The organism is Paraburkholderia kirstenboschensis (assembly GCF_904848585.1).
GTDB lineage: Bacteria > Pseudomonadota > Gammaproteobacteria > Burkholderiales > Burkholderiaceae > Paraburkholderia > Paraburkholderia kirstenboschensis.
In genome coordinates this window covers 55,089-77,593 of the sequence record NZ_CAJHCR010000009.1, presented here as the reverse complement: position 1 = coordinate 77,593, position 22,505 = coordinate 55,089, and the positions used below count along the sequence as shown (strand labels likewise).

The window sequence follows — 22,505 nt, the reverse complement described above, 5'->3', positions numbered from 1 at the left end:
ATAGAGCGGGTTCCTGAGGGACGACGGCCTTCATACGGATTTTCTGAAGGACGAAAACCAAAAACGGGCTCGTAGGCACAAAGAACCTACGCAAGCTTGCACATGATTTATCTCATGATACGACTATTTGCTCGCGCGTCCGCATAGCATAACGTTGCCATCAGGTGGGCAAACATTGCGATCGATAGAGAGCGAAGGTCGCACAAACGTGTGACGGATTATGTGGTGGTCGTCTGGCTACGCTGGAAATTCAAAACGCAAACCAGATGGCGCGCGTGCCGCACGCGCGCTGGCCGAATTTACGCCCAACCGGGCAGTGACTAATGCCGAGAGTTTCACATTTTTGTCGAGAGCGGAAGGATGAAGCCTAATCGATTGATGATAAATAACTTGACGTTGGCCATTTCGATGTGTGGGATGGCAATGCTTTTCTCCTTGTCGTCCCCGTGGGCGCAGCAGGTGGCCAATGGAACCGGCATCGTCCCGGACGAGCGCGTGAGCTGGGTCAAGAATCCGCTGATCACGCAAATCAGGTTTCACGATGCGATTGTGCGCCCGTCAAGCATCAAAGTTCGCTACTACCTCGCGTACATCAATCCAAGCGACAAGGACGTTAAGTGGACTGCTATGCCGACGCCGGACGGCCCCAAGATGCGGCTATATTCGGAAGGCAAACAGATCCTGCCTGCCCCGCGAGTTGAGAGCGGAATCGAGGCCAACAAGGCCGCTCCCCGAGACGAAGAGATAAAGGCGAACGCCAGCGTTGTCAAAGCAAGGGACAAGTGGGCGACCGATGGACTGGCCGAATTTGTCATCATGAACAGCCAGTTCCTCACCGGCACGCACATCTACGAAGTCGTCTACTGGCATAGTCAACTGGACTGGATCGACGTGCGCGAGGTGCTCGATCGTACCGACTCACAGGGCAAGGGCAGGATGATGTATCCGATCACCGACAACGCACCATCTAACCGACTGTACTTCAAGGTCTATAAACCGACCGACGACGAAGCACGACAGGGCCGACATATTGAATTCCTCGGCGAGGTCGATGCCCGCACACAGATTCCGGCTTTTCCATATGCACGCCCCGGCGACTTCGCATCGAAAGCCGGCTACTGGTCAGCAACTGGCAAAAGCATCGAACGGCTGGGCGGTTATCACGAGGTGTTCGTCAGGGAAGGCGACTCGATGCCGAACTTGCCGGGAGAAAAGGGCGTGGACCCATTCAGCTTCCAGTGGAAATACGTCGGCGAACATAGTCAGGCCAGCGTTCAGTAGGTCTCTACCACATCAACGTTCAGGAATTTCCCATGCGTCCCGTCGTCCTCCTAGGTCATCGCCATTCCTGTCCCATGCATGGGATAGGCACCGTCACCAGTGGCACGAGCAGTGTTACGGTCAACGAGCGCGCTGTCGCTTGCATAGGTGATCTGACAAGTTGCGGTGCTGTCATCGTTACTGGCTCGTCGACCACGTTTGGCGGTTCGAGCGTCGCCCGCAAAGGCGATACGACCAGCCACGGCGGCACATTGATCGAAGGCGACGACGGCTGGCTGCTTGACTGAACGTGCTGAACTGAGACGCTCATGAAACTGCAATACGCCAACCCCGTAAATCGATCAACCGCGCCGCAAAGTTGACCAGACCGGCCCTGATGCTCGCAGCCGACATCGGCGAAAACAACGCGCGACTCCGCACCTACGGCACGCCACACCTCGAGATCTTCTACGGCGTCGTCGCATGTGATTCACGTTAACGGCGCACCGCACGCCATTACCACGACGAAATAGAACAGGTCTCCAACCCCTTCCGCCTCAAGGCGTCTCAGCCTGATAGCACGACTGCGCGCCGCTCGTCTGATAGATAAGCCGATAGCCGCCGCGTGCCCGTTTGCGTCGACGGCATAGGCAACGACGGTCGCGCCGGAAACTGAACCGAGATAGACACTGCCGCTGATCGAAGGCTGCTGGCTGACGGTGCCGCCGCAACCGGCAAGCGTGATCGGCAGCAGGGCGAGGAGGGCGGTAAAAGCGCCCGAAGCGCGCGGGAAATGCATTGTTGTCTCTCAGCTTCTCGTCAGTCTGTGTTGGAACGTCAACAAGATTAACGGCAGCTTACAAAGCAACTTGATGCGGAATTACAAGCGCGGCACACGTTATGCGAAACATAGGAAGAAGCTTTCTCAACCGGCAAGGAGATGAATATGGCTCAGCATCCGGCTCGTTCGCAGAACCACCGCCACCCCGACCAACCGCCACTGGAAGAAATTACACGCGCGCTCGAAGGCGCCGCGTTTCCCACTACGCGTGACAAACTGGTCGAGTTTGCGCAGCGCAAGGGCGTCGACGGCGAGGTGTTAGCCGTCCTTAAGAGAATGGGCGACCGCAATTTCGACAGCGTCTCGGCTGTCGTTCGGGAGGCATCGAACGTCGAGTAGCGCTATTGGCGCGCTTTAGCGGATCGCAGCGGCTCGTGCTGGCTTCGCACGCGATGACGTGAACTGCCTGACGGGGCTTCCCGGTGTCGAAGCCCAGTGTCGTCACGAGCCAGGCAAATCGCCAGAATTGAGCACCAGTGCAAGGGTGCCGACGAGGATGAAACTAAAGGCCCACACGGCGTCCAGGTTGAACCAGCTGCGCGACACGAACTTGAGCCCTAGATAGCGATACACGAGCCACGCGATCAGTCCGCCGGCGAGCACCATCGCGGCGGCATGCACGCCGGAGACCAGCAGCGCCATGCCGAACCGCGCTTGCATCAATGTCTGCGCAGCCTGGTGCGCCCGGTCGGCATCGTCGGCGCGGCAAAGGCCCAGGTAGATCGGCACGAGCATCAGCCCAGCGCCGTGCGCAATCGCTATCGCGAAGGACCACAGCGCGAGCCGCGATGGCGCGATCCGGGCGAGCACACGCGGATGCCGTTGCCAGATCAGCAGGACAACGCCGAAGCCAATTACGAGCACGCTTGCGCCAGTCTGGATTTCGCGCTGCCATGCGAATACGGCGGCGAGCATGGCAAACGGCATCACCATCAGAAAGATTGCCAGCACATGTCCGGCTGCGAGATAGAAGAGAGCGGTGAAGAGCGCATGCGAGCGCCGTTGCATCAGGGCGTTCGACACCGCAAGCGGCCATCCCATCGCGGGATTGGCACCGTGATAGCAACCGCTTGCGACGACCGCGAGCCAGAGGCCGGTCTGCGACCAGCCGCCGCTCAAGTGCCCACCGACGGGTAGCAGAACGAATCCGTCGAGCAGTCTCCTCCTTCGAGGCGTATCTGGTGCGCGCGGTAGCCATCGGGAAACTTCACCCAGAAATCGTCAGCCAATGTCAGGCCGCCGCCAGGAGCGGCGTGCGCCATGACCTGCGCCGCGGGCACGCCGTTCGGATAGAACTGGTTGTCCCACGTCGAGTAGAGCGAGTTGGTCCAGTACACGCGCTTGCCGTCGCGGCTGATCTCGACCATCTGCGGGCCGCCGGCAAAGGCCTCGCCGTTCGGATGCGGCGTGCGCCGCACGATCCCGCCGAGATGAACCGAACCGGCGAGCTTCGGCTTGCGCGACTCCGTCACGTCGTACTGGCGCATTTCGCCGGTGCCCCAGCAGGCGACGTAGAGAAATTTGTCGTCGATGGAAAGATCAATGTCGGTGACGAGCGGCGGCACCGCGCCGAACCCTTGCAGCAACGGCGGCAGCGCCGCGGGGTCGGCCGGCTCGGGCGGAATGGTCGCCGTCTTCTCGATGTGGAACTGGCCGCCTTCGCGCCACCATGTCCAGATCGAGCCTTCGAGATTGGTCGTGTCGACCACCACGCCGATAAAGCCATACTCGCGGCTCGGATCGTGAGCGGGACGCACTTCGAGCGCCATCTGATGATTCGCGCCGAGGTCTATGGTCTGCGCATTGCGCCGGGCGCGCAGATCCCAGAAGTGGACTGCGTGGCCGTATTTGTTCGACAGAAGGTCCTCGGGCACGATGCCGTTCTCGAACTGCGGCGGCAACGCCCATTCGCTCGACACCATGTAGTCGCGCGGCAGATTCCACCAGAAATCGTAATGTTTCTCCTGCGGCCCGCGGTCGATTTCCCAGCGGCCGAGCACGTCGAACGTTTCGCAGTCCATGATGAAGATGCCCGGCGGCCCGTCGGTGCCGTCCGGCCCCGCGCCGCCGAGCGTACTGACGTAAATGCCCTCTGGGCCGCAATGAACCGTGTGCGGACGCGAGTAACCCGTCTTGCGAAAGATCTCCTCGGGCTCGATGATCTTGTGGATCTGCGCCTGCGTCGGATGCGGCTTGGTATCGACGATATACATACGCGACGAGCGCATACCCGGAATGATCAGAAAGCGCCGCTCCAGGAAGGCGTGGCCAGTCAATGGCGACAGCGCCGAAGAACACGCATTCCAGCCGAAATGATGGAATTCGTCGCCCTTGTTCGGCACCGGCACCGTGTGGACCACCTGGCTGTAGGTCGGCGAGCCGGGCTTGACGTCGATAACAGCGAGCGCGTCGGGCTGCGAAAAATCGGGGCTGAGCAGGAGCGTGTACGCGTATTCTTCGGCGGGCGCATCCATTGCGAGTTTTGGCGACGCGTGGAATGTGGGATCGGGGCGCATACCCATGACGGCTTCTCCTCTGTCTGATCGGGCGCGGGCTTAGCGCCGAACGCGCTCCGGCTTTAGATGTAGTTCACCGCGGCGCCGAGAGCAACCGAAACTTTCATGGAGCTTGCTGGCGCCGACATCGCCAGCGTTGTGCGTCGCAGCGCCTTAAGCGCTTCGTCGGCGGACATCGGACGTCCGCGCCGGCTTCTCTACGCGAGGTTCGGCGGGCCGGCCCTCAGCACGTCGACGTGTTTGGGGATCAATCCCAGGTCGAGAAACGCATCCGCGATCTGCTGCTGCTCGCCGAGAATGGCGCGAGTGATCCGCTCCGTGCCGAATTTCTGACGGGCCACTACGACATCCACGACCGGTTTCGGCAATCCCCACAACTGTGCCAGTTCGCTCGACAGTTGATCCTTGTTCCGGCTGCCCCATTGATCGACCTTTTCGATCTCCTCGATGACGATCCGTATCACGTCGGGATTCTTCGCTACGTAACTCTGCGACGAGAAGTAATAACCGCGATTGCCCACGACGCCGCTGGCATCCGCGAGCACACGCGCACCGAGCGACTTCTGCGCGGCGGCAAAGAACGGGTCCCAGATCACCCATGCGTCGATGGACGCGCGCTCGAACGCAGCGCGTGCGTCGGCGGGAGCGAGAAAGGCAACGTTCACGTCGGCGTACTGCAAGCCATGCTGACGCAGCAGCTTGACGAGAAAGTAGTGGACATTGCTGCCGCGGTTAAGCGCGATCTTTTTGCCCTTCAGATCCGCTACTGAACGGATTTGTGAACCCGGCGGTACCAGCACGGCTTCGGATTGCGGTCGCGGAACCGTCGCTGCCACATAAGCGAGCGGCGCGCCGGCCGCCTGCGCGAAGATCGGCGGCGCTTCGCCAACATCGCCGAAGTCGATCGAACCTACGTTTAGCGCTTCCAGTTGCACAGGGCCCGCGGCGAATTCAGTCCAGCTCACCGATACGTTTAGCGGCGCCAGCCGTTTTTCGAGGGTGCCGCGCCCCTTCAGCAAATTCAGATAACCCTTCTGGTTGCCGATCCGCAAAGCGCGCGGCGCGCCCGCTTGTGCGCCCGGAGCCGGTGCTTGTGCAAGAGAGAGCGGCGCGGCCACGGCGGCTGCCGCAGCCGCGGCAGCGCCTGCGGAAAGTTTGAGAAATGCGCGGCGATTGGGTCGTGTCGTTATCGTGGACATGGCAGTCTGGAAGGTTAGGGATGCATCTGGCGAGCCATCCTACCTGCGGGTGCGAAGTTGACGAACCGATCTTTCGCCGTAAGCAAATGACGTGAGGTGGAATAGACGCGAGCTTCGAATTGCACGGCGTGGGGTCGCGACGCTGTTGTCTCGTTCGCAAATTCCCGAGGCTTATCTCGGCAGCGAAATGGTCGCACTGGAACTGAGGCGCCAGAGGCCGGCCGTGCGGTGGGTTACACGTCGCGCGCCGATTGGCTCGGGACGGCAATGCAGTCTGGCTTCATCGAGTATTTGCGGCAGGAGTGCGCTGTCGATAAGGCGGACAGGTTGCGGTGAATCCGGACGGTTATGCAACCGCATATGGTCCACCGCACATAACGACGTAATCGGCCCATGACAAACTGTAAGGCAGTAGCCGGCGATTCCCAGGACGAAACCACCATCAATTCTGCGACAACACCGCATGAGGAGCTATGGAAAGTGCCCCGAATCAAGCTTTGGACTCCAGATTGAAGCAGGTGACCGACGAAAGGCTCGACGCATTGAGCCGGGAGATGAATGCCGTCGGTATCAGCGCACTTCACGATGTCCTCTCGCCAGCCGAAATTGCAATCGCGGGCGACTATGTGCAGCGTGAACTGGACAAGCATCAGCGCCAGCATTTCATTTACGCCGGACGCCCTTGGCTCGACGCCTCACCGCTCGCGACGTTCGGGCAATCTCCGCACCTGCGGCGCATACTCGCCGGGCTGTACCGGCGCGGCACCGGGAAAGCCGCACCGGACATCGACATCGTCGCCGCGCTTCGCGTGCTGTCGGGTGATTTAGGACTGAAGGCATCGAACCTGTTTCACTACGACACCTATGTCGTCACCGCGCTGTTGCCGCTGGTCATTCCAAACGGCCCGAACGAACCGCGTGGCGACCTCGTGATGTATCCGAACCTGCGCAGGGTCCGGTCTTCATCGGTGATCAATCTGGCCGAAAAAGCATTAGTGCAGAACTCACTGACGCGCTCGGTACTCGCGCGCGAGACGGTGCAGCGTGCGCTCGGCGCACGCGTCTTGCCGCTGGAGCCAGGCAATATGTATTTTTTCTGGGGAATGCGATCGCTCCACGCGAACCAGGCGTGCCTGCCGCACAGCGTGAGATCGACCGTCCTGTTTCATTTTGCCAACCCGCATTCGGGCGGCGCACTGGACAGACTGCGCGAGTGGGCCCATCACAGGAATTCCGCGCCGTCCGAGCGTGCCAGGCTTCCAGTAACCCAGGCTCGGAGCGCCTTCGACGATCAAACTCCCGAATAGGTGAAATTGAATTCCGAATCGATCGTGCGAGTGGTTTTATCGGCTAAGGAAGCGTTACGTTAGAAGCCGGCCCCACTCGAAATCGACCCGATCGGGCCTCATAGGGACCACCCCAGCTCCCGGCGTGAAAGTGAGTTCGCCAAAGTACACCGCATTGCCCGGTGCATACAGATCGACGCGAACATAGTTGAAGTCTTCGGCCAGTACGGCGGCCATGTCCAGTATGGAATCCAGATTGTCCGGAGGCGGCGGCGGCGTCGCGCTGCGGGCATACGGGCCGATGCCCACGTCAAGATGATTCCAATGAACATCGAATACGTCGCCACGCGTGTTAGTGCCGAACCGATCCGAGATGACGACGATATACATCATCGGTCGTCCGGACTTTCCGCCGAAGCAGTGAACCTTGTAGTCAGCTGGCACCTGGCGATGCTCGTCAAGAAGAAGTGCTTCGAAGAAAATACGTGGCCGAATTTGCCGGTAATGACGTTCTCTTGCAATCCGGTAGAAGTCGGTAGCCATCCAGCGATTTGCCAAGGTCTGCAGTTCCTCGAAACTGACTTTCGACTTGTCCTGCACGATCTCAACAAAACTGCTGCCATGATTGGCCTTCATGACAAATGAGTCCGGGAGCGTATCGAACACCGCCCGCGTGAAAACGTCGGGCGACGAGATCAGTGGGACCAGATGCCTTTCGCCGACTTTCGCCTTCACATAGTCTCTGACGGCCAATTTATCGGTCAGCGCGGCATATCGCGGGTCTGGCCGCAAGCTGCGCTGCAGGATTTTCTCGTTGAATGTCGTGGGACGGAACAGTTTCGGAAAGCGCCCGATGTGCTTCCGATGCAGCAAGCTCAGGAAAAGCGCATCGGGAAGCAATTGTTTTGCGTTGTCCTTCATCAACTGAAGAATCGCACTGGACGGCTGCCACATGGTCTCTCTCCGAATATAGGGCACACAGTTATGAGCCAACGCGATAGGTCGGTCAGTGGCCGCAACCGGTCGCATGCGCGAACCTGCCTGTTTTCAGTCGGGCAGGCCGCGCACGATAAGTCCATTGCGCCGCCAGGCTTGCGACTGGGCCGGTTAGCAATGGATTAGGTGTCCTGGCATCCAATTGTCATACTCAGACGCCCGCCCACTTTGTGAAATAGCGAAAGCGGCGAGGTGGTTCAGCATAGCCCGGAGAAGGCCGCTCGAAAGCTAGTGGCGCAAATTGTCGAGATATCGGCTAATTTGGTTGTGTGGTTCGCACAATGCGGTCGGCGTCCAATCAATGATCCACAAGCATTTCCGTCGGGTTGCGCTCGGCAGCGCGGGTGGTCCGGCTTCTGTGGTTCCCAAATCCGAGCTTCCAGGGGCGCGAATTCAGCATATCGCAGATTTCGTGGTGTCGCCTTCGTCAAAAATCTGCCATATCCGTTCGCCGATACTGCGCTTCAGTCGCCAGCCGCCACGGCAGGCGGGCCGTGCTCAATATGTCCGCCGCGCGGCCCGGAGTTCGCCGCTAAGCACGACGAGTCAGTAGACATTTCAATAGCCTGATCATTGTTGTCCTGCGGACAACATGGTGATCGCCGCGAGCCCTCTACTGGCAATCAGAGCCCGATCCTACAATTCGTCTCGACGAAGGCGCTGCGTGCAGTAAAGCCGACGTTGGACCGAGCAGCCCGATATGCATGCTTCCATAACGACGGGCCATCTCTACGCGCTCACTTTGGATTCGTTAGCAGTCCAGTTGGATATGCCCGGCATTCGGTCAGTCGTTTTTAATCGAAGAAGCAGTGTCTAACAAGCATGCATGAGAGTTTCGTCGAATCCCGCATCGTCAGGCCGGGAAGGGGAGACCGAACTGACCCAAGCCAAGGGTACGGCCTGCAAGCAGATGATCAATACGCAACGAATTTACCCTCCACGCCCAATCGCGGATGCACTTGAAGTGGGCGATCCGCTCGCAACCTTCGGCTGATCGAAACCCGCCGACCAAACGTTCACTAGTCTTCTTTACAACGGAGTTGATCATGAAATTGCGTGCCGCTTTGCGAACGACTGCCTGTTGCGCAAGCTTGCTGGCGATCGTGCCGGCCGCCGCGTTTGCCGAACCGTTTTCCGTGAAAATCGATGGCCTGAATCGCGGGCAATTCGCAAACGAACAGGTGTACGGCGGATTCGGCTGCCACGGTGAGAACGTCTCTCCACACATCTCGTGGTCGCATGTTCCGGCGGGGACGAAAAGCATCGTCGTCACGATCCACGACCCCGATGCGCCCACGGGCGGCCTCGGCTGGACGCATTGGGAAGTGGCCAACATTGCGCCGTCGCAGACGTCGATCGAAAAGGGCGCGTCCGGTAATGCAAGCCTGCTGCCGGCGGGTGCTGTCGAAACCCTGACCGACTTCGGCGACTCGAAATACGGTGGACCGTGCCCGCCACAAGGCGAGTCGCATCGATATGTCGTCACGGTTTCGGCGCTGACTGTGCCGGCCATCGATGTGAAAGCGGCGTCGAGTCCGGCGCTCGTCGCATACCAGATGCATGGAAAGGTCATTGGGCAGGCGCGCTTTGTCGCGCGGTATCACCGTTCGGTGGAGTAACCGTAGACTTCGGCGGGAGATTGTCATGCGGTCTTCCGCCATGCGCCTTTGGTAATCGAACGAAAAATTCTTGTGTCAATGTCACACGACGCAGGATCAAACGTCTTGTGAGAGTGCGGTCATTCGACCAGACCTTATTTAATCGAACGTCTCACACACGACATGCACCTTGGTAAATCGTATCGGCTGACCGAGTTCCTCATCTGGACGCGAAGGCAGATCTACGCACTCGTCATTTGCGGCTCGGTGCCTGTGATTCTCTACAAGTACGCGTCGATGACGTGGCTTTCGGTGCCGTTCACTATCGTCGTACTGCTGGGCACGGCGACGTCGTTCATCGTGGGCTTCAAGAACGTGCAGACGTATAACCGTGCAATGGAGGCACAGGACGTCTGGACCGAGATTGTCGGCGCGAGCCGCAAGTGGGGGCAACTGGCGTGCGCGTTTCCCTCTGAACGAAACATCAGCCGCGAACTGATCTGCCGGCATCTCGCGTGGCTCACCGCATTGCGATACGAATTGCGTAGCCCTCGTATCTGGGAAAGCATGGCCCGGCGCTTCAATCTCGAGTACCGGCGTCACTATCATGTCCCCGAATGGGAAACAGCGATCGAAGACGTTCTGACGAACTATCTTTCCAGCGCGGAAAGTGCGCGCGCGCTGGCATCGCCCTCGGCGACGACAGCCATATTGAGCATGCAAAGCGATTGCCTTAAGGCACTGCATCACGATGGGCATCTGAACCTGTCGTTCTATCTCGAACTTCAGCGGGCAACTGGCGATTTCATCGCGCTTCAGGCGAAAGCGGAGCGTTTAAAAAATTTCCCTTACCCTCGCCAATACGCGACGATCAGCGCGTTGTTCGTGCGGTTCTTCTGCTTTCTCTTTCCGTTCGGCTTGCTTCAGGAATTCGACAAGCTCAACAGCGGCGCAAGCGGACCCATGCACGGCAACATGATCTGGCTCGTTGTGCCTTGCAGCGTAATGGTTTCGTGGATGTACACGTCGCTCGCGCAGGTGGGCGAAAGCACGGAAAATCCCTTCGAAGGAAGTGCGAACGACGTCCCCATTTCCACGCTGTGCGCCGCGATGGAGCGCGATCTGCGCTGGATGCTCGGAGAGCCTGTCGAGCATGCGGCGCCCCAGGTCATCGCGCTTTAGATTGGTGTCTTACGGACAACAGAGTGAGGCGCGCAGCATGGCTTCCGGTTGCCTGCCGCGAAGACTACGATGGTTGCGTACGGCATATCGCCGGCCCCGGTGCGCGGCTCGTGCGCACTGGTTTCATCCTCGCTGGAGCAACCATGACTCAACGCATCAACTATATGCAGCAATCGCCCGAACTGTTCAAGAAGTTCGTCGCGTTCGGCCTCGCGGTGAAAGAGACCGGCATCGAAACGTCGATCTGCGAACTGGTGTCGCTGCGCGCATCGCAAATGAACGGCTGCGGCTTTTGCGTCGACATGCACGTGAAGGAGGCGAAGATTCACGGCGAGCGCGAATTGCGCCTGCATCATGTGGCGATCTGGCGCGAGTCGACGCTGTTTTCTCCGCGTGAACGCGCAGCGCTCGCATGGACGGAGATTTTGACGAAGTTGCCGGAAGACGGCGTGCCCGATGATATTTTCGAACGCGTGCGCACGCAGTTCACGGACCAGGAACTGTCGAACCTGACGTTTCAAGTGATGGCGATCAACGGCTGGAACCGCGTTAATGTGGCGTTCAGGACTGTGCCGGGATCGTCGGACGCGGCATTCGGACTCGGAAAGGCCAATCTGGCCTGAGCGACGAATCGTAGCCGCCCATCTGCAGCAACACGGAGCACATCATGCCTGAATTCAGAAAGCTTGCGATCATCGCGGCGGCGTGTCTCGCGCAAGCGGCTCACGCCGCGCCCGACGCTGTTGTCACGCCCTTGATGGAGAAGCCGCTAGCGGACTATCCAGGCAAGGAAGCGCTGATGCTCACGGTCGTCTATCCGCCGGGCGCCGCCGATCCGGTGCACGTGCATCGCGCGCACGGCTTCATCTACGTGCTGGAAGGCACGATCGTGATGGCTGTGAAGGGCGGCAAGGAAGTCACGCTCACACCCGGACAGACCTTCTATGAAGGCCCGAACGACGTGCATACGGTCGGCCGCAACGCCAGCGCGACGCAACCAGCGAAGTTTCTCGTTCTGCTGTTGAAGGAGCAGAACGCGCCTGTTCTCGTGCCGGTGAAGTAACGCATACGTAGTACTCGCGGCGTGCTCAGCAACGAGCCGCCGCGGACGGCTTCATAAGGCGATGCGCGGTCCTTTGTGTGTACATCGGGACTGTTCTGCAAGAACTGAAGCGCATCCTTGAGGAGAACGTCGTGCGCCGATCGTCGCACGACGTTCGCGCCCTCATCCGAATACGATGCGGCTGCAATGCAGATGGCCCGGCAGTTCAGCTCGCATCAACTCGAATCATTGCGTATCTACTGGTGAAGCAGCGCCCTATGGTCGGGCGACGGTGTGCTTCGTTCTGAGGCCGGCCTCGGATCAAAATGAGCTTTGCGGCACGCACATTGTTTTTCGACTCCCGCACAACCTAGAAGCGGTAGTTGACCGACGCCAGAGTATTGAGTTCGCTGCGGCGCTCAGTGATCGGGCTCGCCGCCGCATAGTGCTGCAGCCGCCCGACAGTGACTGCGACTGAGCCTACCCAGTGCTTTGAGAAGTCGTAGCTGACGTAGCCGTTCAGATGAACATCCCGAATGCCGGAACCGGTTCTGTAGACCGGCAGTCCGGATGCCGCGCTTTGCTGGCTCGACACGCCGAAGAACGTCCGCGTGTATAGCGCATCGGCCCACGTTAAGCCCGGGCCAATAGAGAAAAGGCAGCTTCCAACAGGCACCGACGCTAGCAGGTCCACCGGAACCGTTTTGCCTTGGCCGTGCGCTGCAATGTCCTGATACAGGGCGACCGAGCCCGTGAACATCCATACCGTATAGTCGGCGAACAGTTTGAGTTTCGGGCCGCCATGCACGTTGCCCAGACCGTGCAGATGCGGATCGTCGTTCTCGTTGCGTGACTGGAAATCGAAACTCAGCGCCGCGCCGACGTGATAGTTCGTACCGCGCAGCGCATTGACGCCAAGCACGTCAGGCCCCTGCGAGAAGACCCGGTCATCGTAGGAGATATCGAGCGAAGGGAATGGGAACACCCTCGTATGCCGCGAGCCGGGCGACTCCGGCGTCACGACGACGCCCGGCCCGAGCGCCACTTTCCATTTGCCGTCACCGGCGGCAGCTGTTGCGTCGGCTGCGTGCGCGGTCGAAGCGGGCAGGAAGCCCGCCAACGATATCGCGAGCGCTGCGGCGCCCGCGGTTCGGTGCGTGAACGTCCGCGCTTTCATGCGTCGTCCTTGCCGATGGCAGCAAGCTGCCGCAAGCGGCGCGCGAGCGCTTTCGATACAACGGGGCTGCGCAGTTCTCCAGATCCCGAAGCGGCTTCGCTCTCGCGTAGAAAGGATGCCGTTTCGCGCGCAACGATCTCGCGTTCGTTGTCTGATGTGATCATGTGGTACGAATCGTCGAGATAGATGGTGCGCAGAAAGCTCGATCCAAGCGCCAATGCAGCGGATTGGGCGGTACGCGGGCTCGACGTTTCGTCGTCGATCGCGTGTATGACGAGGCAATCGTTGCGGATACCACGAATCTGCGAGCGGACGAGCGATGCGAGGCGGCTCGCCTCGTGCAACGCGGGCAATGCAATCGTCGAAGGACCGACTTCGCTGAAATTCGAGCGCTGCATTGAGCGCGCGATTTTTGCACGCAGCGCTTCGTTGCGCAGGCCGTAGGGTTCCGACTCGCGATAGTGCCAGCGCGAGCGTAAGGGCGTGTAGTAAGCCCAGCCAAGGAGAAAGCGGTACCAAGGGATGGCCCAGCCGTTATAGGCGAGCGTGAGCGACAGCAGCACTACCGCCTGTGCCTGCGGGCGTCGATGAGCGAGTGCGAGCGCGAGAGCCGCGCCGATCGACAATCCACAGATGGACACCCGATCGAATCGTGCGGCGAGCGCATCGAATTCACTCGTTGCGGCGTCAAGCCAGTGTTCCATTGTTTCGCCGCCCGTGCCCGCGCTATATCCATTGAGCACTGGGGCACACACCGTGAAGCCCTCGTCGTGCAGGAACCGCCCGAGATAGCGCATTTCGAGCGGCGAGCTCGACAGGCCGTGCAGCAATAGCACCGCGTGTCCGCCGCCTTCGAGGAAGATGGACTGCGTTAATGATTTCATGTGTCGGTCGCCACGCGCAGCACGAGGAAATCGCCTGCGTGAGTCGTAAATTGTTCGCAGATGCAGTCGACAACGCGTGCAGCGCCTCCGGCAAGGTTCGACCCAGCGGCGAATCGCACACGATGTGAACCGGCCGAGAGCCCATTCGAGAGCCGTCGGATATCGTCAGGATCGACCTCGGAGAGGCGTGGCCCCGGCGCGAGATCCGCAGGCAACCCGGCGAACGTGTGCGCTGCGACGGCCAGCGCGGACGTCGTGCCGGCGCCGTTGCGCCGTAGCGGCTCACGTTCGAGTGCCTGAATCAGAATGAACGTCTTGTGATGGTGCGATAGATGCCTTAGCAGCCGATGCGTTTCGTCGATGGCACGGCGTGCGATCGCGCGCTCGTTGTCATGGCGAAGCAGCATTTCGTAGCGCGACTGCGCAACCGCAGCGATAAGTTCGGCGCGAAACTGTACGCGGCGCAGTTTTTCGAGCAACGTGATCACCACGAGCGTGACGACTGGATACGACACGAGCAATATCAGGTCTGACCGGTCGAAGACTGCGATGGTCACGTAGGGCGGGACAAACAGATAGTCGGCGAGGCCCAGGCCTGCCAGCATCACGGTCAGCGCCGGAGCAAGGCCGAAGTGGTACTGAACGAGCACCGCCGCAATGCAGAACGCGGTTCCAGGCATGACGGGCCCGAGCAACGGATGCAGCAGCATTCGTACTGCACTTGCGATGGCCAGCGCCGCGGCAGCGGCGAGCCACCGCCGCTTCCCTTGGGGTGCCCAACAACGGGCGTTACGGACTTTCATATGCAATTACGGGCCGCGTCGGCTGCGCTGTTGAAATAACGATGTTTTTGTTCAGGGGGCTGTGTCTCGCGAAAGCCTGCACCATTTGCAGGGCAGGGGATTCGCGCTTCCTGGTGGTTTGATTCGAGATGTCTCAGACGCTGCTCCCGGTTTAGATCCGTTGGAGCGCAATTGCTAACGGCATCAAGCTTGTCATGCAGAAAATGGAGTTTGTTTCCCTGGGGCACGTCCAAACTGGCGCTTTTTAGTGCGCTTATTCATGTACGTTCCGAAATTCGGGCAAACGTGCTGTGTCTCGCCAGTCGCTGCGTCTATTGCGGCACCCTAGTGGGTTTACGGCTTCGGATGCAAAAAGTTGAGCCGTGGACAATGCCCCGACGACCGCACGGACCGTGTTCCCCGGCGCCGGCGGTCATAATCGCGCGTCTTTCGGATGTAACGCGCATTGGGCCGGTGTGCGCGAAGCTGAGCGCTTTTTCGGATTCATCCACCGTTTATGTTTGCTCAGATGCTCGCCCTCGCTATTGAGACGGTTTACCCAGGCGACGATATTGGCAACCTGGCTTTTGTTCGAGCTACTTCAAAAGCAACCGCCCGAGAATCAGTAATTCTTCGAATTGAGTTACCAGCTCAAAACATAAAGCAAATAGCAATGCATAAGCTGGCCCCGGAGATTTTTGCAGCCATCGCAGGATCGGAACTGCAAAACGGGTCCTGACTGCGTCTCGAGTCATGGTCCACGTGGTGGCCGCTCCGAACGCCGCTCCCGCCAGTATGTCGGTTGGATAGTGCCAGCCGAGATAGACGCGCGGCAGGCATATGAAGATCGCCGCGTGCAGTAGCGCAAGCACGCCGACGCCACGCCAGACGAGAAAGATGCCGGTGGCGACCGACATCCACAACATGGCGTGGTCACTCGGAAACGAGCTCCAGGTCGGCAAAACGGCAGCACCCAGATCATCCGATGGAAAATGCAGGTGCAACTCCGGGTTATAGACCGGACGTATCCGGAACGGTAGGAAATGGGCAACGAGTCTGAACGTTGCGAGCGCAAGCAGGGCGCTCGCGATCGTCGCAACGACCATTTCACGTTCCCATTCACCCCGCTGACCGGGCTTGAACCAGATCCACCATAGCACTGCTACGAGCGCTAAACCTTTGAATGTGTATAGAGCCGCAACGACTCGGATCGGGTGGTTCAGTAAGGGCAGATCTGCAGCAATGCCGGTCAGGAAGGTCTGGATTGCGGTATCGAAGACATTCATCGGCAACCCTCTTACCCCGTTTTTGTTGTAACCAAAGTTCTTTGTCAGCCGGTGGCCATGTCGTCATTGTTCAAGAGGCGACATAGCCCCCGCAGTGACGTGCACGATTTATATGCCTTGTTTTCAATCCGGTATGTGGGAAGAACCACCTACCTTTCCGACCTTGACCCGGCGAGGCACGATTGTATTAGGCGTGGGTGGGGCGCTTTACGTCGCGGATGCCTAATGTTGACGGCGTATTTCCCAAACTTGGTTGTGAATTTGCCAATGCATCTTCACATGCATGTCATCCACAATATGCACTGCGGTTAATACCGCATTCGGCTGTCTGCGGACCGGTATGTGTCGATCACTGATCACCGTTCAGGATCGGAATTGATGGACTGGGAAGCCAGCGCGGCCAGGCTCGCCTCGGGCGTCGACCGCCAGCAGCAGCCCTCAACAACCCGCACACGTTCGAACAGACGCGCCGAACGGTCGCGGAAACTGTATCTGCATGCCAGATCCCAATGACCGCGTTTGAGTCTTAATCATCGCCTTGTTAAAAGCACTCACGCGCGGTCAACCTGCGAACGCATCGAGCGCCCCGTCACTCGGCGCTCGCGTGCAAAACCGGGATGCGGCATCAAAGCGTCGTTGCTTTCCAGCCCTTCGTTTCCTAATCTGGTCGGGAGGCTCCGGTCGGAGAAGGTCGGTGAGCCGTCACGCGTTTTCCTGGAGGTCCGAAGTGTCCTTTGATCGTACGGAGACAGCCGTGGTGTTCATCGACCCGCAAGTCGATGTCCTGAGCAAGTCGGGCAAGAATTGGGGCGCGGTGGGAGCAAGCGTGACAGAGAACAGGACGGTCGAAAACATGCTGCGAATCTTCAAGGCGGCAAAGACCGCGAGGTTTCCCGTCTTCATATCGCCACATTACTTTTTTCCGACCGATCGCTTATGGAAATTCAATGGGCCATTGGAGTCCGACGAATTCGCCACCGGCACGTTTGCGCGTAGTGGTCAGTTGAGTCTCGAAGGTTTCGAGGGATCAGGCGCAGACTGGCTGGCCGAATTCAAGCCTTACATCAACGACGGCGAGACCGTTGTTGTGAGCCCGCATAAGGTCTTCGGACCGCAAACCAACGATCTCGTCCTTCAACTGCGCAAGCGTGGAGTGAGAAGGGTGGTCCTGGGAGGCATGCTTGCCAATATGTGCGTGGAATCGCATCTGCGTGATCTGCTCGAACAGGGATTCGAGGTCCATGTCGTGAGCGATGCGACTGCAGGACCACGTCACCCCGTTTGGGGCGATGGATATAAAGCGGCAATGGTCAACTACGCATTTCTCGCGCACGGCGTGGTGACTACCGACGAGGTTGTCGCTTCAATGGAATAACGCACGGGAACCAGCAACTCCCGCACGGACTCCCCGTCGCTTACTCCCTCAGCAATGCGCCGCTTCTGATTCGGCGATGTGCCGCGCGATCGTCGCATTGACTTTGTCTGCGTGCGTGAGCGGCCCCATGTGTCCCGCGCCCTCGACGATTGCAAGGCGTGCGGCGGGCAGCAGCATGGGCAGCCGCTCTGCAATGGCCCGCGTCGGGATGGGCGCATGCTCGCCGCGCATGATCAGCGCGGGCACACGCAGGCTCGTGTACGCGCTGGCGGGCGTGCGTTCATCGAGGAGCGCGCGGAAGTCGAGCGGCGCCTTCGGCGCCCAGCGCGTGAGCGCCGCCTGCACCGACGGCCGCAGCGCTTCCCATGCGCCCCGTCCACTCCAGTAGTCGACGAACGAAGCCGCCGCACCGCGATAGTCGCCGCAGTTCACGCCGTCGGCGGTGCGCTTGGAGATCGCGACGATTTCCGACAGCGCTTCGACTCCGTAGGTGCCCATCGCCTTCAGCAGGTGGAATGCCGACGGTTCATAGAGCGTCAGACTCGCAATGCGCTCGGGCCGCTCGACGGCCGCGCGCAACGCCACGCCACCGCCATACGAGTGGCCGACGAGATGCACCTTGCCACAGGCGGCGTCGATGATGCCGATGGTCCTCGCCGCCTCGTCGGCAAGCGTGAACGCGCGCTCGCCGCTCCACGGGCCAGTGCTGTCGCAGCCGTAGTGCTCGGGCGCGACGAATGCATGGTGCGAGCCGAGCGCCTCGCCGAGCTTGCGCCATTGCGTCGCTCCGGAGCCGGAGCAATGCAGTGCGATTACGGTCGTTGGGGATGAGTAGACTCGCGATGCGATGGCGCTATTCATGTCGTTCCTGGAACTCGAAGAGTTGAGAGCACGGATGCCGTGCCGGGGAGTCTCTACTATCGGCGCGAAGCCGCCGGCTGGCTATGTTCGAAACGCCGGAAAATTTGCTCCGTCATCCGAACTGATAGGCGGACAGTGCGTACGTTTGTCGGAGTCAGCCGTCGATGTCGATCGACTGCATGCGACGTTCGAGCTCGCACATGTCGACGGCAGATGCGAGGTACGCATCTCGACGGCTGTGTTCAGCGCGGTCCAGCAACTCTTGAAGCAGGAGAAAAAGATAGATGAACATGATGCCCTCCGGTCGGCGACCTGGTCGATCAAATACCAGCGCGAACGGGGCGGAATGCAACGGCATCCGGTTCGATGGACGGTGGCTCGCGCTACGGCTGGACGCTGTGTATTGCAGAGTCCATGCCATATCGCTGCAAGCCTTGTATAGCGGCGATTCGAACAATGCTGGGTGCGACGAATGCGAGAAACTGTCGTAGCGTCGCCAACACGGAATTCATGCAAAAGTCGGCATGACACGAACACTCGTTCGCTGCGCGTGGCGCTCGTGGCGCTCGTTCGCGCTCGTCGCGGGCTGCGGGAAATGTGAGCGCAGCTTGACGACATCCAGGCGTGCCGATTGCTCGTCGCTTCTGTCGCTCCAATCAGGAGGCGTTATGGCAGAGCAACATAGCCGGCGAAACTGTTGAAACTTCATCCTCCGGCAGAATAACGGAGTCATTACCCGAAACACGAAACAACCCGAGGAGACACGCCAGCCGCAGCGGCATGGCGTCGCCTCTGGCGCGATTGCACCGAAGGACACGTACCATGAGCAGACTGCTGACAAACTGGTCGACGCTTTTCGCTGTGTCGATTCTGGTCGCCGGTTGCGCGGTTCCCGTCATGCCATACACCGGGCCGCACCTTACCCCCACCGAGTGCCGCGACCTCGCAGCGCTGCGAACGAACGCGCCCCCGACCATGGCGCAACACCAGAGCGAACTCGGTGCCCTGAGGAAAGCGGGCTACGACCCATCCCCCTGGTATGACCCGTACTATCCGGACGACCTGCAAGCGGCACAGCGCCTGGTCGACTACTGGTTCCAGACGGAGTGCCAGCGGCCTCAGTCGGGCTGATCGTCATTCAACAGCAGCGTCCGATGCAAGCACGGCAACTCCGTCAGCCGCTCGTACGCCCTGGCCCGCAGGCAGCACGAAAAGCGGATTGATCTCTGCTTCGACAATACGCTCGCCAAGCCGCACGGCCATTCGCGCAAAAGCGACGATTGCGCTCACGAGCGCATCGACATCAGCGCGCGGCCGTCCACGATAGCCGTTGAGCAGCGGCCACGTTTTCAATTCATGAATCATCTCCATTGCGTCATCGCGCGACAACGGGGCGTCGGCAGAGAGAAGCCGCATTGTCGTGTCCTTGAACAATTCCGCCGTGAGCCCGCCCATGCCGAGCAGCAATGCTGTACCCAACGGGTCTCGATGAAGACCGAGAATCAGTTCCGTTCCGCCGCTCACCATTTCCTGGACCAGAAACGCGTTTGCGCATACACCGGTCGCGGTTTCGACATCGTCGCGCATACGGTTCAGGCGCGCCCCGATGGTGTCAGCGGTGAGCCCGACCGCTACGCCGCCCACATCGCTCTTGTGCGTGATCGTGTTCGACAGCAGTTTGAGCACGACCTTCTCGCCCAGCTCGCGCGCGGCGCTCCCGGCTTCATTCGGGTCTGTGACGACACGCTCGCGTACCACGTTCACTCCGAAGCGGGCAAAAAGCTCTTTCGCCTGCGCTTCGTTTAATGATCCAGAAGGAAGATCGCTTACGTCGACTTCGGCTTCAGCGTGTTGTTCGCCCGTAGTCACCGCGGGTTGCCTGAATTTGCCGTGCTGCCACATTGCAGCGAGTGCGCTCGTCACGCTTTCGGGCGATGGGAACGCCGGCACTCCATGCTCGTTGAGCAACCGTGTGATTTCCGGCGCGTGAGGGCTCACGAAAGCCATAACGGGTTTGTCGCTTCCGGGCAGCGAATCGCGGATCGCGCCGGCCATCAGGTCAGGCATCGCGAGACCTGACGATCCAACGATAACCGCGACCGCGTCGTAAGTCGGACTGTCGAGCAACGTGCCGATCGCGCCGCGCAGCAGCGCCGGCTGCAGGCCCGCAAGCGTCACGTCGATCGGATTGCGGTCGAGCACCGCATGATCGCCGGTCTGCAGCGCGCGCAGCTTCGCAGCAGTCGCTTCATCGGGAGGCGGGGTCTCGAAGTTGGCCATGCCAAGACTATCGGTGACGAGCGTGCCCGCACCGCCGGTCGAGGTCAGAATCGCGATTCTTCGCCCGGAGAGCTTGCGACGCGTGGCGAGCGCATGAGGAATGTCGAGCAGATCGGAAAAAGTCTGGGCGCGAATGACGCCGATCTGGCTGAAAAGCGCGTCGTACATGCGGTCCGAGCCGGCTAGCGCGCCCGTATGCGAGACCGCCGACCGCGCGCCGGATTCGGAGCGCCCGATCTTGAACACCACGACCGGCTTGCCCGCTGTCGCCGCCCGCAACGCTGCGCGCCGGAACCGGTCCGGATGACGAAGCCCTTCCATGTAAAGCGCGATAACGGAAGTCGAATCATCGTCAACGAGATAATCGACAAAGTCCGCCATGTCGAGATCTGCTTCATTGCTCGTGGACACCAGCTTCGACAAGCCAATACCGCGTGCCGCCGCTCGCGACAGCAGCGAGCCGAGAATCCCTCCGCTTTGCGACACCACGCCGATCCCGCCGACGGTGAAAGCGTCGGTCTCGAGCGCTCCGCTTGCTGACAATGTGATGCGATCGGTGAGGTTGACGAGCCCGATCGTGTTCGGGCCGAGCAGGCGCATGGACCCTGCTGCCTCGATCAATTGCGTCTGACGCTGTGCGCCTTCCTCGCCAGTTTCTGCATAGCCGCTTGCCAGCACTATTGCAGCGCTCGTCCCGCGGCTGGCCAGATCCCGCACCGCGAGGTGGGCGCGCTCGGCGCCGAGCAGCACGATACCGACATCGGGCGCCTGCGGCAGCGACGCTACGTCTGGATAGCAGGGCAGGCCGTCGATCGACTCATAACGCGGATTGACAGGGTAAATGTCGCCGTCGAAGCCGTGCTTCCGGAGGTAAGCCACCGGGCGGCCCGAGGTCTTGGCTGCGTCCGCCGACGCGCCGATCACGGCGACGCTCGCCGGGCGCATCAATTTTGAAATTGGGTTCATGTCGATCTCCTTCGCGCTCACTTGTTTCTGTTCAGGAACGCGAGCACCGAGTCGCGATGTTCACTGCTCGTGTAGCAGACCGCCTGTGCCTGGCTGCCTTGTGCAAACACCTGGTGCGCGGACAGTTCGTAGCTCTGGTTGAGGATGGTCTTGCCGAGCGCGAGCGCTGTGGCCGAACCATGGCTCAATTCGACGGCCCAGGCATGAGCGTCGGCGATCAGCGAGTCCGGCTCGCTCAGGCGATCCGCGATGCCGATTTCCAGCGCTTCCTTTGCGTCTACTTTGCGCCCGCTGAAAATCAGTTCCTTTGCCCGCGCGAGACCGACCCGTCGCGGCAAGAAGTACATGCCGCCGCCGTCGGGAATCAGCCCTCGCTTGATATAGCTCCACGTGAAGCTCGCTTCCTGCGACGCGACGATAAAGTCGCACGAGAGCGCCATATCGGCGCCCAGACCCGCCGCTGCGCCGTTGACTGCTGCAATGGTCGGTTTGGGCATCGAATAAAGCAGATTGACCGTGTGATGAACGACTTGCTGACGCGACCAGCCGTTGAACGCAACCTCGCCGGCGGGTGCTTCCATGCGTTGCGCCATGCCGCTGACGTCGCCGCCCGCGCAGAATCCCTTGCCGTTGCCGGTCAACACCACGGCGCGCACGTCACGGTCGCGCGACACGGACTCCAGCGCCGCAATCAGTTCGGCACGCATTTCGTTGGTGATGGCGTTACGCTTTTCCGGACGATTGAGCGCGATCGTAGCGACCTGCGACTCGATAGTGACTTGAATACTGGATGTGCTCATGCGTGTCTCGATGGTTGAATTGGAGTCGACCGATCAGGTCAGTCGCCAATGCAGCTTAGCCTCACCGGCCGCCTGCGACACCCCATCAATTCCACTCTGTGGAACGGAAGATTTTTAGCGCTGCATCCGCCAATTCCACTGCATGGAATTGGCGGATTGTCATCGAGCGTTCGG

At 60.2% G+C, this 22,505-nt stretch carries 24 protein-coding genes; 11 read left to right on the top strand and 13 right to left on the bottom strand.

Annotated features, from left to right (window positions below):
* The first annotated feature begins 417 nt into the window (after window positions 1–417).
* A complete protein-coding gene (locus JMY24_RS22300; protein ID WP_193425091.1) occupies window positions 418–1,281 on the top strand; it encodes a hypothetical protein in 864 nt (287 codons plus the stop codon).
* 32 nt (window positions 1,282–1,313) lie between these two features.
* Entirely contained in the window at window positions 1,314–1,568 is a 255-nt protein-coding gene (locus JMY24_RS22295; RefSeq protein WP_128595117.1) for a PAAR domain-containing protein, read from the top strand.
* A gap of 182 nt (window positions 1,569–1,750) precedes the next feature.
* On the opposite strand, the gene JMY24_RS38445 is transcribed toward JMY24_RS22295, so the two are convergent.
* Entirely contained in the window at window positions 1,751–2,059 is a 309-nt protein-coding gene (locus JMY24_RS38445) for a hypothetical protein (protein WP_236597477.1), read from the bottom strand.
* Between the two features lie 147 nt (window positions 2,060–2,206).
* Here JMY24_RS38445 and JMY24_RS22285 point away from each other — a divergent pair, with 147 nt between their 5' ends.
* Entirely contained in the window at window positions 2,207–2,440 is a 234-nt protein-coding gene (locus tag JMY24_RS22285) for a DUF2795 domain-containing protein (RefSeq protein WP_128586449.1), read from the top strand.
* 102 nt (window positions 2,441–2,542) lie between these two features.
* On the opposite strand, the gene JMY24_RS22280 is transcribed toward JMY24_RS22285, so the two are convergent.
* From JMY24_RS22280 to JMY24_RS22270, 3 genes are all read right to left on the bottom strand, one after another.
* Entirely contained in the window at window positions 2,543–3,220 is a 678-nt protein-coding gene (locus tag JMY24_RS22280; RefSeq protein ID WP_128595118.1) for a hypothetical protein, read from the bottom strand.
* The gene (locus tag JMY24_RS22275; protein WP_128595119.1) at window positions 3,217–4,623 is read right to left on the bottom strand and encodes a selenium-binding protein SBP56-related protein; all 1,407 of its coding nucleotides are present in this window, start codon (window positions 4,621–4,623) and stop codon (window positions 3,217–3,219) included. Before JMY24_RS22275 ends, JMY24_RS22280 begins: the two co-directional genes overlap by 4 nt.
* A 191-nt stretch (window positions 4,624–4,814) precedes the next feature.
* On the bottom strand, window positions 4,815–5,816 hold the full coding sequence (locus JMY24_RS22270) for a sulfonate ABC transporter substrate-binding protein (RefSeq protein WP_128595120.1): 1,002 nt from the start codon (window positions 5,814–5,816) through the stop codon (window positions 4,815–4,817).
* A gap of 497 nt (window positions 5,817–6,313) precedes the next feature.
* On the opposite strand from JMY24_RS22270, the gene JMY24_RS22265 reads away from it, so the two are divergent.
* On the top strand, window positions 6,314–7,123 hold the full coding sequence (locus tag JMY24_RS22265; RefSeq protein WP_236597476.1) for a hypothetical protein: 810 nt from the start codon (window positions 6,314–6,316) through the stop codon (window positions 7,121–7,123).
* Between the two features lie 54 nt (window positions 7,124–7,177).
* Here the strand turns inward: JMY24_RS22265 and JMY24_RS22260 are convergent, their stop codons facing one another.
* Window positions 7,178–8,056 (bottom strand): ATP-grasp fold amidoligase family protein, encoded by an 879-nt coding sequence (locus tag JMY24_RS22260; protein ID WP_128595122.1) that lies wholly within the window; start codon window positions 8,054–8,056, stop codon window positions 7,178–7,180.
* 868 nt (window positions 8,057–8,924) lie between these two features.
* Between JMY24_RS22260 and JMY24_RS22255 the strand changes: the two genes are divergently transcribed.
* The 5 genes from JMY24_RS22255 to JMY24_RS22235 all read left to right on the top strand — a co-directional run bounded on the left by JMY24_RS22255 (window position 8,925) and on the right by JMY24_RS22235 (window position 11,941).
* A complete protein-coding gene (locus JMY24_RS22255; protein WP_201702917.1) occupies window positions 8,925–9,092 on the top strand; it encodes a hypothetical protein in 168 nt (55 codons plus the stop codon).
* A gap of 52 nt (window positions 9,093–9,144) precedes the next feature.
* Window positions 9,145–9,717, top strand: a complete 573-nt coding sequence (locus JMY24_RS22250) for a YbhB/YbcL family Raf kinase inhibitor-like protein (protein ID WP_128595123.1) — start codon at window positions 9,145–9,147, stop codon at window positions 9,715–9,717.
* A gap of 162 nt (window positions 9,718–9,879) precedes the next feature.
* Window positions 9,880–10,878, top strand: a complete 999-nt coding sequence (locus JMY24_RS22245; RefSeq protein WP_201702915.1) for a bestrophin family protein — start codon at window positions 9,880–9,882, stop codon at window positions 10,876–10,878.
* A 143-nt stretch (window positions 10,879–11,021) separates the two neighbouring features.
* Window positions 11,022–11,501, top strand: a complete 480-nt coding sequence (locus JMY24_RS22240; protein WP_128586444.1) for a carboxymuconolactone decarboxylase family protein — start codon at window positions 11,022–11,024, stop codon at window positions 11,499–11,501.
* 44 nt (window positions 11,502–11,545) lie between these two features.
* Window positions 11,546–11,941 carry a cupin domain-containing protein gene (locus JMY24_RS22235; protein ID WP_128595125.1) on the top strand — a complete coding sequence of 132 codons (396 nt, stop codon included), beginning with the start codon at window positions 11,546–11,548 and terminating at the stop codon, window positions 11,939–11,941.
* 349 nt (window positions 11,942–12,290) lie between these two features.
* Here the strand turns inward: JMY24_RS22235 and JMY24_RS22230 are convergent, their stop codons facing one another.
* The 4 genes from JMY24_RS22230 to JMY24_RS22215 form a co-directional block, all read right to left on the bottom strand.
* Window positions 12,291–13,097: a MipA/OmpV family protein gene (locus tag JMY24_RS22230; protein WP_128595126.1), complete on the bottom strand. Its 807-nt coding sequence runs from the start codon at window positions 13,095–13,097 to the stop codon at window positions 12,291–12,293.
* Window positions 13,094–13,981, bottom strand: coding sequence for an alpha/beta hydrolase (locus JMY24_RS22225; protein ID WP_128595127.1), 888 nt, complete (start codon window positions 13,979–13,981; stop codon window positions 13,094–13,096). Before JMY24_RS22225 ends, JMY24_RS22230 begins: the two co-directional genes overlap by 4 nt.
* Window positions 13,978–14,784 (bottom strand): DUF4118 domain-containing protein, encoded by an 807-nt coding sequence (locus JMY24_RS22220; RefSeq protein WP_128586440.1) that lies wholly within the window; start codon window positions 14,782–14,784, stop codon window positions 13,978–13,980. The genes JMY24_RS22225 and JMY24_RS22220 overlap by 4 nt, the downstream gene beginning before the upstream one ends.
* Window positions 14,785–15,359: 575 nt before the next feature.
* Window positions 15,360–16,049: a phosphatase PAP2 family protein gene (locus JMY24_RS22215; RefSeq protein WP_128595128.1), complete on the bottom strand. Its 690-nt coding sequence runs from the start codon at window positions 16,047–16,049 to the stop codon at window positions 15,360–15,362.
* A 727-nt stretch (window positions 16,050–16,776) separates the two neighbouring features.
* Between JMY24_RS22215 and JMY24_RS22210 the strand changes: the two genes are divergently transcribed.
* Window positions 16,777–17,424 carry a cysteine hydrolase family protein gene (locus JMY24_RS22210; RefSeq protein ID WP_128595129.1) on the top strand — a complete coding sequence of 216 codons (648 nt, stop codon included), beginning with the start codon at window positions 16,777–16,779 and terminating at the stop codon, window positions 17,422–17,424.
* A 48-nt stretch (window positions 17,425–17,472) separates the two neighbouring features.
* Here the strand turns inward: JMY24_RS22210 and JMY24_RS22205 are convergent, their stop codons facing one another.
* Both JMY24_RS22205 and JMY24_RS22200 read right to left on the bottom strand, forming a co-directional pair.
* Window positions 17,473–18,285 (bottom strand): alpha/beta fold hydrolase, encoded by an 813-nt coding sequence (locus tag JMY24_RS22205; protein ID WP_201702913.1) that lies wholly within the window; start codon window positions 18,283–18,285, stop codon window positions 17,473–17,475.
* A gap of 154 nt (window positions 18,286–18,439) precedes the next feature.
* Window positions 18,440–18,577, bottom strand: coding sequence for a DUF3563 family protein (locus JMY24_RS22200; RefSeq protein WP_128587860.1), 138 nt, complete (start codon window positions 18,575–18,577; stop codon window positions 18,440–18,442).
* Window positions 18,578–19,107: 530 nt separating this feature from the next.
* Between JMY24_RS22200 and JMY24_RS22195 the strand changes: the two genes are divergently transcribed.
* A complete protein-coding gene (locus JMY24_RS22195; protein ID WP_128587862.1) occupies window positions 19,108–19,416 on the top strand; it encodes a DUF4148 domain-containing protein in 309 nt (102 codons plus the stop codon).
* 3 nt (window positions 19,417–19,419) lie between these two features.
* Here the strand turns inward: JMY24_RS22195 and JMY24_RS22190 are convergent, their stop codons facing one another.
* Together JMY24_RS22190 and JMY24_RS22185 are read right to left on the bottom strand one after the other, a co-directional pair.
* The gene (locus JMY24_RS22190; RefSeq protein ID WP_128597275.1) at window positions 19,420–21,531 is read right to left on the bottom strand and encodes an acetate--CoA ligase family protein; all 2,112 of its coding nucleotides are present in this window, start codon (window positions 21,529–21,531) and stop codon (window positions 19,420–19,422) included.
* Window positions 21,532–21,548: 17 nt separating this feature from the next.
* Window positions 21,549–22,331 (bottom strand): enoyl-CoA hydratase/isomerase family protein, encoded by a 783-nt coding sequence (locus tag JMY24_RS22185; RefSeq protein ID WP_128587867.1) that lies wholly within the window; start codon window positions 22,329–22,331, stop codon window positions 21,549–21,551.
* Window positions 22,332–22,505: the final 174 nt, after the last annotated feature.